The sequence below is a fragment of the Phycisphaeraceae bacterium genome (assembly GCA_015709595.1).
In the GTDB taxonomy this organism is placed as follows: domain Bacteria; phylum Planctomycetota; class Phycisphaerae; order Phycisphaerales; family SM1A02; genus CAADGA01.
The window spans coordinates 3,828,890-3,841,330 of sequence record CP054178.1 but is presented as its reverse complement, the minus strand read 5'-3'; the positions used below and the strand labels follow the sequence as shown (position 1 = coordinate 3,841,330).

8 protein-coding genes are annotated in these 12,441 nt (G+C 66.6%); 4 read left to right on the top strand and 4 right to left on the bottom strand.

Translation table 11 applies throughout. The features are described 5' to 3' along the window. Positions 1–198: 198 nt before the first annotated feature. The 3 genes from HRU76_16240 to HRU76_16230 form a co-directional block, all read right to left on the bottom strand. The gene (locus HRU76_16240; protein ID QOJ19043.1) at positions 199–711 is read right to left on the bottom strand and encodes a metallophosphoesterase family protein; all 513 of its coding nucleotides are present in this window, start codon (positions 709–711) and stop codon (positions 199–201) included. A 10-nt stretch (positions 712–721) separates the two neighbouring features. Further along, a complete protein-coding gene (locus tag HRU76_16235; GenBank protein ID QOJ19042.1) occupies positions 722–1,819 on the bottom strand; it encodes a DUF1570 domain-containing protein in 1,098 nt (365 codons plus the stop codon). Between the two features lie 93 nt (positions 1,820–1,912). Beyond that, complete coding sequence (locus tag HRU76_16230) at positions 1,913–5,944, bottom strand: class I tRNA ligase family protein (protein ID QOJ19041.1); 4,032 nt, start codon at positions 5,942–5,944, stop codon at positions 1,913–1,915. 44 nt (positions 5,945–5,988) lie between these two features. Here HRU76_16230 and HRU76_16225 point away from each other — a divergent pair, with 44 nt between their 5' ends. Further along, a complete protein-coding gene (locus HRU76_16225; GenBank protein QOJ19040.1) occupies positions 5,989–7,116 on the top strand; it encodes a tetratricopeptide repeat protein in 1,128 nt (375 codons plus the stop codon). A 27-nt stretch (positions 7,117–7,143) separates the two neighbouring features. Here the strand turns inward: HRU76_16225 and HRU76_16220 are convergent, their stop codons facing one another. After that, positions 7,144–7,335 (bottom strand): hypothetical protein, encoded by a 192-nt coding sequence (locus HRU76_16220; GenBank protein ID QOJ19039.1) that lies wholly within the window; start codon positions 7,333–7,335, stop codon positions 7,144–7,146. Between the two features lie 271 nt (positions 7,336–7,606). Between HRU76_16220 and HRU76_16215 the strand changes: the two genes are divergently transcribed. From HRU76_16215 to HRU76_16205, 3 genes are all read left to right on the top strand, one after another. Next, complete coding sequence (locus HRU76_16215) at positions 7,607–9,952, top strand: S41 family peptidase (GenBank protein QOJ19038.1); 2,346 nt, start codon at positions 7,607–7,609, stop codon at positions 9,950–9,952. A gap of 244 nt (positions 9,953–10,196) precedes the next feature. Next, entirely contained in the window at positions 10,197–11,276 is a 1,080-nt protein-coding gene (gene pdhA, locus HRU76_16210; protein QOJ19037.1) for a pyruvate dehydrogenase (acetyl-transferring) E1 component subunit alpha, read from the top strand. Then, positions 11,212–12,345, top strand: a complete 1,134-nt coding sequence (locus HRU76_16205; GenBank protein ID QOJ19036.1) for a pyruvate dehydrogenase complex E1 component subunit beta — start codon at positions 11,212–11,214, stop codon at positions 12,343–12,345. The genes pdhA and HRU76_16205 overlap by 65 nt, the downstream gene beginning before the upstream one ends. The last annotated feature ends 96 nt before the right edge of the window (positions 12,346–12,441 follow it).

Sequence of the window (12,441 nt, the reverse complement as noted above, 5' to 3'; positions counted from 1 at the left end):
TCGCCGAACCGCAGGCCGCACTGGCGACGACGCGGATCGTCCTGATTCTCGGCGTGATGGCGGCGTGCGCCGTGTTCGCGTTGCGGCCCTACCGGGCGGCGATGCAGAGGCGGGGGCGGTAGCTGGCAGCCGCTGCTCCGTGGGCCGATGAAGTCTGCGGACCGATCACAGGTGGGACGCCTGCGGCACTCACCGTTCTCATCGCGGAATCTCGATAAACTGCACCGTGTCTGCAGCGGCGTCGAGCAAGGCGACCGTATGTCGCTTCGCCCGATGCAGCGCGCCGGGGTTGATGATGCGAGTGCCCTCGTGTCGCTCGTCGCGAACCAGATGCGTGTGCCCGTGCAGGAAATAATCCGGCTTTCGCTCCAGCACCTGCCGCACGACGCCGTCCAGATGTCCGTGGGTGAACGCCAGGGACTTGCCGCCGTACTCGATCCAGCCCGCCGGATCATGCACGGCGATGTCCAGCCCGCGGGCGTATCGCGCCAGGGCGCTCGCTTCCCAGTCGCAGTTGCCGAAGACGATGTGGGCGTCGTGGCCGGCGAGGGCGTCGAGCACCTCCACGGAACCGATGTCGCCGAGATGGATGAGTGTGCCGGCGCCGGCGTCGATCAGGCGCGTCACGGCCTCGTGCGTGATGGCCGCGTGGCCGTGAGAGTCGGAGAGCAGCCCGATGAGCGTGGGCGTGGTGTTCCGCTGAGGCGTCATGACTGCGTCATCATCGCTCAGGTCCGTCGAGCGCGCCGGCGTTGGCGCGAGGAAACCCCGCCGCCTGCTCGGTCACGAGTTCCTCGATGAACCGCTCATACTGCGCGCCGAACTCGCCCAGGTCGTCGCTGAAGTAGGTGAGCAGCACGCCCGCGCCCGTGGGGCTGGTGGCGAGGCGTCGTCGATCGCTCGTGCGGGGAATCGCGCTCGAGTTGAGGATGGTTGAGACGAGTTTTCCCGCGGCGGCGTCGCGCAGGGCCCGCTCCAGGCCGTCGCGGTAGCGGCCGTTCTCACCGCTCACCAGGAAGTGGGTGAGCGCCCAGACCTGCGCGTAGTAGGTGAGCAGCGCGGTGCTGTCGCGCCCGCCGTCACGCTCCAGAAAGTACTGGGGCGACCGGTCGAGCAGCTCCACCAGCGGGATGATCTGCCGGTTGGCGTAGGCGCGGCGCAGCGCGCCCATTCGCTGCGGATTGAGCCAGGGGAGGAACTCGATGCTCCGACCCGGAATCTGGCGACGCCCTTCCATGTAGGTGGCCAGCCCCTCCTCGAGCCAGGTCGGCAGCGGATGCTGAAAGGTGACCTGCGTGTACTGATGCCAGCCCTCGTGCGCCATGATGGCGAAGGTGTCGTTGAACGAGATGTCGTAGAGCACCGCCATGCCGCGCGTGGCGTAGCCGCCCCGTCCGAGGTTGAGATACAGCTCGGCGTTGTCCTTCATCACCGTGCGGGTGTGGTCCTTCCATTCCTCCCGGTCGCCGAACAGGAAAACCTCCAGCGGGCGGCTCGGGGCGGGCAGGTCGGCGATGGCGGTGCGGTAGTGGGCCAGCGCCTGCTCCGCGAAGCGCAGGGCGTATTCGTGCATCCACGACTTGCGCCCCGTGGTGTGAAGACGGTAATTGGCGGAGCCGAGAACCCAACCGGCCGTGCCGTTGAAATCCCATGGCTCGCGCGTGGACTCGAAGTCGGTGGAGGGCTCCGGCGCCGGTCCGCCCGGGCCGGACGTGGATGGCGCGGCGTCCGGGTCGGCGCCTGCAACGATGCCGGGACCGCCCGGGGGGCGCCCGGTGTTGGTCGCCGCGCAGCCGCCCAGCACCAACAGGGCGAGCACGAGGATCAGGTTGAATCGCGGCGTGGTGATGTCACGGCTCCCGCGGGCGCCGCTGGCGGCGCCCGATCATCCCCACACGACCATCAGGATACCTCATCCACCATCGGCCAGCGACTTGAGGGCGTCCTGCTTCCGGGCCAGCTCCTCGCGGAAAAGCCCCAGTTCATCCCGCGTCTGCCGGACTTTCTCCGCCGGGGCCTTGTTCAGATAACCTTCGTTGGACAGCCGGCCCTCATGTCCCGCGATGCGTTTCACCAGGGCCTCGATCTCCTGCTGAAGCCGCACACGATGGGCCGCCCGGTCCACCTCGTCCGCCAGGCCAGCCAGTGCCAGATCGGCCCCCTCGTAGACCAGCGGTACGGCGTCGGCTGGCTTGTCCTTCAGCGGACGGATGGTCTCGATGCCCGCCAGCGTGGAAACCATCTCGCCGCCCTGCTCGATGAGCGCGTGGATGGAATCCGAGACGTACAGCGAGATCCGCTTGCGATCGTGGACCTTGTGCTCGCCGCGCAGCGTGCGAATGGCCTCCACCAGCCCGCGAAGCCGCTCGAACAGCGTGACCGCCTCATCGTCCTCCACCGAGCAGGCCACGTCCGGCCATGGCGCGGTGGCCAGCAGATCGGATTCTTCCAGCACGACTCCCGGCAGACCCGCCGCGCCGGTGGCCCGCACGTGGGGCCACAGCGTCTCGGTGATGAAGGGCATGATTGGGTGCAGCAGGCGCATGATGGCGTTGAGCACCGTGCGCAGCACCTGCTGCTGCGCGGGACTGGTTCGTACGGTGGGCTTGATGGCCTCGAGGTACCAGTCGCAGAAATCCCGCCGCACCAGGTCGTACATCGCCTCGGCGTAGGTGTTGAACTGATACTCGGCCAACCCGTCCTCCACCTTGTGCAGCGTGCGGTGAAGGCGCGAGATGATCCACCGGTCGGCGAGGGCCAGACTCCTCTCTCCCTGCGGGTGAGGGGCCGGGGGTGAGGGCGATCCCGCCGCGACAGATGTCGAACCCTCACCCGGCCCTCTCTCGGCGGGCGAAGGTTCCAGACTGCTCAGCGCGAATCGCACCGCGTTCCACAGTTTGTTGGCGAAATTGCGCCCCAGATCGAAGCGGCTGGAACTGTTCCGCGCCAGCGGCTTGTCGGCAGTGGGCTTGGCGGCGCCGGACACAGCGCCGTACACCGTCACCATGCCGCGCTTGCATTTGGGGCAGGTCTGCTCCGGCGCGGCGACCACGTGCCCGGCCGAGGTGGTGATCTCCCTGGGCTGGAACGTCTCGCCGCACCCCTCGTGCGGGCACACGGTGTCCACCCCCATGCGCACGTCCTGCGTGGCGGTGGCGAGCTGCGCAAGTGTGAAGCGCAGCGCATCCGCGCCGTGCGAGTGGATGATGTCACGCGGATCGACGCCGTTGCCGAGTGACTTGGACATCTTCTGCCCGTGGCCATCCTGGATCATGGGGTGGATGTACACGTGGCGGAAGGGCAGGCGCGACTGCCGGGATGGGTCCGGGTCGTCGGCGGTCAGGTAGCGGTTGAACATCACCATGCGGCTGACCCACAGGGTGATGATCTCGCGGGCGGTGCAGAGGACGGAAGAGGGGTTGAAGGCGTCGAGCAGGGCCGATCCCTCGGGGATGTCCTTCGGCCACGCATCGGGTTCCGGCCAGCCCATCGTGGAGAGGGGCCAGAGACCGGAGGAGAACCAGGTGTCGAGAACGTCGGGGTCTTGCGTGAAACCGCAGGACTCAAGCTCTCGCTCGATCTCTTGATTGCCTGGAGCGACACAGACGAACCGATCCGACGTGCCATCTGCGTGCAGGTTCACCTGAAACGTGATTCGTCCGGCGAGGTCTGCTCTCAGCCCCTCTTGTGCGTAATCCTCTGTCCAACTGTCCCACTCACCACCGGACGCGTGCGCTCTGTTGTACTGCCTATCAACCGTTTTTCGCCACACCGGAATCCGATGCCCCCACCAGAGTTGGCGCGAGATGCACCAGTCGCGCAGCCCGGCGTGCCACTGCTGATACGTTCGCGCGTATCGAGCAGGGAAGAAGGTGAGATCGCCGTCGTAGTGGTGTGAGTGAGCCGCGACCGTGAGGGAGCGGTCGGTGCGATCGACCTTGGGTGTTTCGACATCTGCGCGACCGCCCGGGTCCGGGCTCCGCGCAATCCTGAGTGAGCCGCGACCGTGAGGGAGCGGTTCCGTACCGTCGATCGGTGGTGGGTCGAGCACCTCACCCTGCTCGTGAAGCACGTATTCAACGGCCCGTTGGTAAGTTGCGTCAGTGTTGATGTGCCGTGTGCTTCCGTGGCGCGTCCAGACGCGCCGATCCCCCTCGATCAGTCCCGCCTCTCGCAACCGGCGCGTGGCGTAGGCCTTGAACTCGATCATGGCCCGCTCAGGTGTTCCGTCCATCACGACGACGACGTGGACGTGGTTGGAACGGACGTTGAGCGCGATCAGTCTCCACCCTCGGTGGCGGCACACGTCGGCAATCGCCTGTTGAACGACTCGTCGCTCTTCGACACTCAGTTTCATGGGCGCCTGGCGAAGGCGCTCGAACTCCATTCGTTCGCGCGTTTCATCACCCACCAGCACTTCCGTTCCGGGGGCGTTGTGCTTTCGGTCAACCGAACCACGTGTGTCGCCATGAAGCCACGAGCCGTAGGTCGTGAAGGTGATCAGGAAACAGTGGGGTTCGGCACGTCCGGCAACCGCTTCCTTACGGTCGGGGCTCGCTTCGGAGTCCGCTCCCTCACGGTCGCGGCTCGCTTTGCTTCGCACCGGCTTCACCCCATCGAACTGATGATCCGCCACGGCGCGCTGGGCTTCGCCCACCAGCCGGTCGTCCGTCACCTTCACGTACCACTGATCACTCAGGTACGGCTCGATCGGCACATGGCTGCGATACGAATGCCCTACGCTGTGCGTGTAGGGTTTCTTCGCCTCCAGCAGACCGCGGGCCTCGAACTCCCTCACCACCTTCTCCCGGGCCGCTTCACGCGACAGTCCGATGAACAGGCCCGCGTCGCCGATGTCGGTCCAGCCGTGCTTGTCGGAAATCGATGCGTCCGGCGCCAATACGTTGATGACCCGCAGGTTGTGCCGCAGGCCGATCTGCTCGTCATTGGGATCATGTGCGGGCGTCACCTTGAGGAAGCCGGTGGCGATGGCCGCCTTGGCGTCCGCCGGGTCGCCGCCGAACTCGACGGGGCGGACCACGTAGTCATCCTCAATCACGGGAATAACGCGGCCAACGAGGGGCAGTTGCACGCACAAGCCGCGCAACGAGGCGGCGCGCGGGTCTTTCGGGTTCACCGCCACCGCGGTGTCGCCCAGGTACGTCTCCGGTCGCGTGGTGGCCACGGTCACCCACGCGGGCTGTTCGCCACCGCGGGCGTCGGCGCCTGGATAACCCCGCGCGGCCAGTTCATTCCACGTGACTTCCTGACAGTCCTTCGGGTCATCCGGGTTCTGCGATGGATGCACCAGCGGGTAACGCAGGAAGTACATGAACCCCTGTACTTCCTCCATTTCGACTTCGTCATCCGCCAGCGCGGTCTGCGTGACGGGATCCCAGTTCACCAGTCGCTTGCCGCGGTAGATCAGTCCGTCCTTGAAAAGCCGGAAGAACGCCTCGCGCACCGCGGTGGCGCACACGTCGTCCATCGTGAATCGTTGGCGTTCGAAATCGCAGGAGCAGCCCATGGCCTTGAGCTGTTCGGTGATGGTCGCCTCGTACTCATCCTTCCACTGCTGCACGAGGGCGATGAACTCCTCGCGTGTGAAATCGGTGCGGCGTTTTCCCTCCTGGAGCAGCCGCTTTTCAACCACCGCCTGCGTGGCGATGCCCGCGTGGTCAGTGCCGGGCATCCAGAGCGTGTTGAAGCCCCTCATGCGGTGGTACCGCACGAGGATGTCCTGCAGCGTGTTGTTGAGCGCATGCCCCAGGTGCAGCGCCGCGGTGACATTGGGCGGAGGAATCAGCACGCAGTAGGGGGGCTGGCCGCCCTCGGTGGTCCGTCGCGGGTCGGCGTGAAAGGCCCGGGCGGCGTTCCACTTCGCCCATGCCGCCGACTCGTACGTGGCGGGGGTGTACGATTTCTCGAGCGTCGCCTTCATCATGCGGCGTCATCATAGCGGGAGGGGTGAACCAGAAAGGCGATGGGATGAGCCGGACGGGACGACATGGCACGCGATCAAGCGGGGCATCGCCGATTCATGCCGCGCTCGTCACGGCATCCATCCTGTTCGGGCTCATCGGACTGACATCCTGCAAGGAATCCGGATCAGGGCAGCCGACTCAGGGCGGCGCCGCGCCCTCACCTGGTGGGAATGGTTCTTCCCCCGGCACGCGCCTGACGCCCGCGCAGATCGAAGACGCCCTCGTCGCCGCCTCGCGGTATGTCGAACAGGGGGAGCCGGTGAAGGCGGAGATCATCCTGGCGGATCTGGTGACCAAGGCCCCCGGCTTGTCACGGGCGCACGAACTGCTCGGGAAGGCGGCCTTTCACCAGGCCGCCAAGGCGGAACAGGGGGGCGACGAGCATGAGGCGCGTCGCCTCTACGCCGCCGCCGCCGACCACTACGATGAGGCGGTGCGCCTGGACGCGATGTCCGCCGGGCTTGCCTGCAGCGCCGGCGAAATCGCCATTCGCGCCGGCCGCGTCGAACGGGCCATCGAGCATCTGCGCGCGGCGGGACGTCTCGATCCGGCTGATCCGCGGGCGCCGATGCTCGAGGCCTCGATGCTGCTGACGCTCAGGCGGATTCCCGAGGCCCGCACGGCGATTGATCGGGCGTTCGCGCTGGATCCCGACGAGCCCTACATCCTGGCGACGCTGGCGGCGGTGCTGGCGGAGGAGGGCGATCAGCCAGCCGCTCTGCGGACCATCCGACAGGCCCGCGGGCTGGCGCCGGCGTCGCTGCAGACGGCCTTCCGGGCGCTGGAGGCGAAGTTCCTGCGTCAGTCGGGTGAGCCGGCCAAGGCGCTGGAACTGCTGCTGCCGCTCTCGCCCGCGGTGCAGCAGGAGGAGTCGGTTACCACGGAGATTGCCGCCGCCTACGCGGCGCTGGGTCAGCCCGATCGTGCCGCGGAGGTCTGGGTGAGGCGGTACGAATCCACCCGGGACTGGCGGGCGGCGGTGGAAGTCGCTCGCTACGCGGCCAAGGCGGGGTTGATGGACGAGGCCTGGCGATGGCATCGCACGGTACAGATGACGCTGGGCGACCATCACGTCGTGAAGTCGCTGGCGGAGGAACTGCGTCAGGCGCCGGGCCAGGCCGGAGGTGGGTGACCCCCACGTCGTCTCGCAAGCGGGCCGTTACTCGGGCTGGCGAGGCCCGCCATCCAGTGGTTCGATCCGTTCTCCGGCCGTCTTCCAGGCGTCGAGTTCAAGGGACTTGCGGCGTGCGTCCACGGCCGCGGACCGACGGCGGGAAATGGTCAGAAGCACGACCGCCACGAAGAATGCGGCCAGGATCGCGCCGAGGACGACAAAGAGGATGATCGCCATGCGAGTGGCCTGACCCTTGTCCGGGTCCGCCTGCAGAAAAGCGCCGAGAAGGCGAAATGAACCATCCAGCATGGCTGTCGGTAGTATAGCGGCAGGGCGGCTGGCGTCGGCAACGTCGCCAAGCCGCGTCTGTATGATGGTTTATGGGAGCCGGTTGACCGCAACGGATGCGGTCGCGCCGGCGAAGAGCATGGCAGATTCGCCCGGTTCAGGGCGAATGTCAACGGATGCTGCACGAATGCCGATTCACCCGGCAGGAGACCCGCAAGGCATGATGCACCTCGCGCCCACCGTGACGAACGACTCTCCCGTCATTCCATCTGATCGCACCCTGGCGAGCCGTCCGAGGACGACGGTGCGGCAGCCACGGCGCCGGGTCGCGCTGGCGACGCTGACGGCGTTCATGGCCATCGGCTGGGGGACGGCGACTCCTGTGTCCGCCCAGGACGGCGGACTCACGATTGGCGAGTGGTCGCAGGCGGTGTGGCAGTCGGCGCGATCAGGCGACCGGGAGACGCTCGACGCCTACCTGCGCCGCAAGCCGCAGGGCTTCGACGATGAGCGTCTGGCCGCAGTCCGCGAGGGGCTGGAGGCGTACCGCGTCAACCGCGAGGCGGCGGTGCAGCAGCGGGCCGAACAGCGCCAGCAGGCGCTGGCGTCGCTGCAGCAGGAGATGGAGGTCGATCACCTGCCCCAGGCGCTGCGGGCGGCGGTGAAGTACCAGTCCTTCTGCGATTCCTTCGATGAAGCGCTCGCCCAGCCGGAAATGCGGTCGGTGCTCGAACGCGCCATGCGTGAGATCCCCCAGGCGGAGGCGGAGCGCGACTGGCTGTACGCGCAGGATCTGCTGTTCCACGTCCGCACCCTGTATGACGACACGTCAGAGCGGGCGCTGTTCAACAAGTACGACCGCGAACTCAAGGCCGTCAACCGGCGGCTGGTGATGCTGCTGGCCTACGCGCCCGACAAACTGCACGCGCTGCAGGTGCGCATGGCGCAGCGCCGGGGCGAAAAGCCGCTGGGCGAGTTCAACCCCAACAACGCGCCGGATTGGCGCGAGCGCGTGCAGAACATCACGCCGCGCATGATCAGTCTGGCGCTGCAGACGGCGGCGCACGAGCACATCGAGGCGGGGGGCGCCTCGCTCTGGCGACCCATCCTGCAGGGCGGGCTGGACGCCATGGAGTTGCTGGCCACCACCGAGGACATCCGCGACGTGCCCGAGTTCGCCGGCCTGCGCGACGCCGAGGCGGTCCAGCGCTGGCTCGAGCAGGTGCGTGATCAGTCGCAGTTCCTCAGCCGGATGCCCGATGCGGCCATTCGCAACAGTCAGCTCGACACCGTGCTGAGCGCCCTCCGGCAGGCCAACGAGTCCACCATCCGCCTGCCGCACGAAGTCATCCTGCGGGAGTTCGGCGAAGGAGCGATCTTCTCGCTCAGTTCCGCCACCGAGGACGATTACACCGACATCATCTGGCCTGACCAGGTGCGGCGTTTCCGTCAGCAGACGGAAGGCAGCTTCATCGGCGTGGGCATCATCATCGGTCACAACGACCTGCGTGAGATCGTCGTCGTGAACCCGTTGGAAGGCACGCCGGCCTTCCGGGCCGGACTTCGTCCGGACGACGTCATCGTGCAGGTGGACGGCAAGCCGACCACGGGCTGGTCGCTCAACGACGCCGTGGACCGCATCACGGGGCGCGAAGGGACCGAGGTGGTGCTGGGACTGCGCCGGACCGGACACGATGGACTGCTGGAGCGCCGCATCAAGCGAGAACGCATCGAGTTGCCCTCCGTGAAGGGATGGTACAAGTCCGGGCTCGACGCCAAGGGCAAGCCCGTGTGGGATTGGATGATCGATCCCGTCAACCGCATCGGATACATCCGCATCACCTCGTTCAGCGAGGACACCACCAACGACGTTCGCAAGGCGTGGAACGAGATGCGCGGCAGGGGGGTGCGCGGCCTGATCGTCGATCTGCGGCACAACCCCGGAGGCCTGCTCGACCAGGCCCGCAATATCGCCAACCTGTTCATTCGCACCGGCGAGGTGGTCTCCATCGAATCGAAGGACGCCTCGAGGCGGGAAGTACTGGAGGCCTACGCCTCCCAGGCCTCCATCGCCGACGCGGGCGTGGACGTGGTCGTGCTGGTGAACAAGGGTTCGGCCAGCGCCAGCGAGATCGTCTCCGGCGCGGTGCAGGCCCACGGGGCGGGGCTGATCGTCGGTACGCGCACGTGGGGCAAGGGCAGCGTGCAGCGGGTGGCCTTCGTCTCCCGCAACCCCGACGCGCAGATCAAGGTCACGACCCAGTACTACCGACTCCCCGCCAAGCCCGGTGAGCAGCAGGGACGCATCGTTCACCGACGCCCCGGCGCGGAGGTGTGGGGCGTGGACCCCGACATCATCGTGGACATGACGCCCGAGCAGGTGGTCGGCGCCATCGACCTGCGCGAAGCCGCCGACCTGATCGCCAACGATGGCGAACCCAAGGAGCGTCCGGACGTTCGCAAACTGATCACGTCAGGCGTGGACCCGCAGTTGGAGACCGCCCTGCTGATTCTCCAGGCACGTTCGATCGCCACCATGCCCAACGCCCATGCTCGTCTGGACTGAGGTCTCGTCTGAACACGGGAACCGTGAACGAAAGGCGATCAAAAGCCGGAACTTATCCGGACGTTGACTCATTCTGTCCCCCGGAGTGGTCGATCTGTTCTGGGATGCGACAGGATCGCTGAATGAGCAATGCCGGAAGTCGGGAGTCGCCTGATTCGGCGGCCCTCCTATCATTGGTGCTCGCCCCGCGTTGTGCGATCGCCCTGTCCGGCGGCTGACTCCGGACGACCGGGAAATTCCCTCCATGACCACGCTGACCCCGTCCCGAGCCACGCCGACCGACCCCTCCGACGGGCTCTCCACGGAAACGCTCACTCGCTGGCTCCGCGACATGGTGTTGATCCGTGAGTTCGAGGTGCGCTGCATGCAGGCGTACCAGAACAAGCAGATCGGCGGCTTCTGCCACATCTACATCGGGCAGGAGGCGGTCGCCGTGGGCTGCACCGCCGCCATGCGGCCCGAAGATCCCATGGTCACCGCCTACCGCGATCACGGTCACGCTCTGGCCCGCGGCATGCACCCGAAGTACTGCATGGCCGAGATGTTCGGCCGAATCGGTGGATGCGCCAAGGGCAAGGGCGGGTCGATGCACATGTTCGACAAGCGCAACAACCTCTTCGGCGGACACGGCATCGTCGGGGCGCAGACCCCGCTCGGCGCCGGGCTGGCCTTCGCCACCAAGTACGAGGACGAGGTTCTCAAGGGCGGCCGGAATACGCGCGTCACGCTCTGCTTCCTCGGAGATGGTGCGCTCAACCAGGGCGCGTTCCACGAGGCCATGAATCTGGCCGGGCTGTTCGACCTGCCGGTCATCTTCGTGGTGGAGAACAACGGCTACTCGATGGGCACCGCCATTTCGCGCGGAACCACGATGGGGCACGATATCTCCACCAAGGCGCTCGGGTACGGCATCGAAAGCGCGGTCATCGACGGCATGGACGTGCGCAAGGTCTACGACGGCATGAAGCCGCTGGTGGACTGGTGCCGCGAGAAATCACGCCCCGCGTTCGTGGACATGCGCACCTACCGGTACAAGGGGCACTCGATGTCCGACCCCCGCAAGTACCGCACCAAGGAGGAGGAGGCGCAGTGGGAGGCCTCCGACCCCATCGAACGGCTCGCGGGTTATCTCATGGATGAGCGGGGCATGACGGAGGAGGCGTACAAGGAGCTTCAGAAGGATGTCTCCCGCGAAGTCCGCGACGCCATCAAGTGGGCCGAGGAGTCGCCCGAGCCGCCGCTCGACGAGTTGTACACCGATGTCTACACCGACGTCTGGGGGCCGTATAAGGGCACTTCGCTGCCGCGGATGCTCGAGGAGTAGACGTCAGACACGAGGTCGGGCGCCAAGAGCCACTGCGACAACGACAACCGACAACCGAGAACCGAGAACCGACAACCCCATGACAGCCACCCGTGAAATCGAGTTCCGCGACGCGCTCCGCGAGGCCATGACCGAGGAGATGCGCCGGGATGAGCGCGTCTTCCTGCTGGGTGAGGAAGTCGCCCAGTACGACGGCGCGTACAAGGTGTCCAAGGGCATGCTGGCCGAGTTCGGCCCGCGCCGCATCATCGACACGCCTATCTCCGAGTCCGGCTTCGCGGGCATGGCCATCGGCGCCGCCATGATGGGGCTGCGCCCCATCGTCGAGTTCATGTCGTGGTCCTTTTCGCTGGTGGCGGCGGACCCCATCCTCAACAACGCGCCCAAGATGCTCTACATGTCCGGCGGGCAGTTCGGCTGTCCCATCGTCTTTCGCGGCAACGACGGCGCGGGCGGACAGCTCGGCTCCACGCACTCCTGGTGCGTGGAGTCCCTCTACGCCAACGTGCCGGGGCTCAAGATGGCCATCCCCTCCGATCCCTACGACGCCAAGGGGCTGCTCAAGACCGCCATCCGCGATGACAACCCGGTCTTCTTCCTCGAGTCCGAACGCATGCTCGGCAACAAGGGCCACGTGCCCGAGGAGGAGTACCTCATCCCCTTCGGCCAGGCCAAGGTCCGCCGCGAGGGCAAGGACTGCACGCTGATCTCCTTCGGACGACCCGTGCACTTCTGCATGGAGGCGGCGGAGCAGCTGGCCAGGGAAGGCATTGACTGCGAAGTCATCGACGGCCGCACCATCCGCCCGCTTGACATCGATTCGATGGCTCGCAGCGTGCGCAAGACGAACTACTGCGTGGTCGTCGATCAGTCGTGGCCCTTCGCCTCGGTCGCGTCCGAGGTGGTGGCGCAGGTGCAGGAACGCTGTTTCGACGATCTGGACAACCACGTTCATCGCGTGAATGCCGATGACGTGCCCACACCCTACGCGCAGAATCTGGAGCAGGCCTACCTGCCCAACGCCCGCAAGATCTGCGAAGCGGTGCGGGCCTGTACGTACAACGCGTGAACGGGAGGCATCAAGGGAGCAAGGCATCAAGGCGCCAAGGATTCGATGCCGCCATCCCTCGATCCCTCGATGCCCCGATCCCTTGATGCCCCGGAA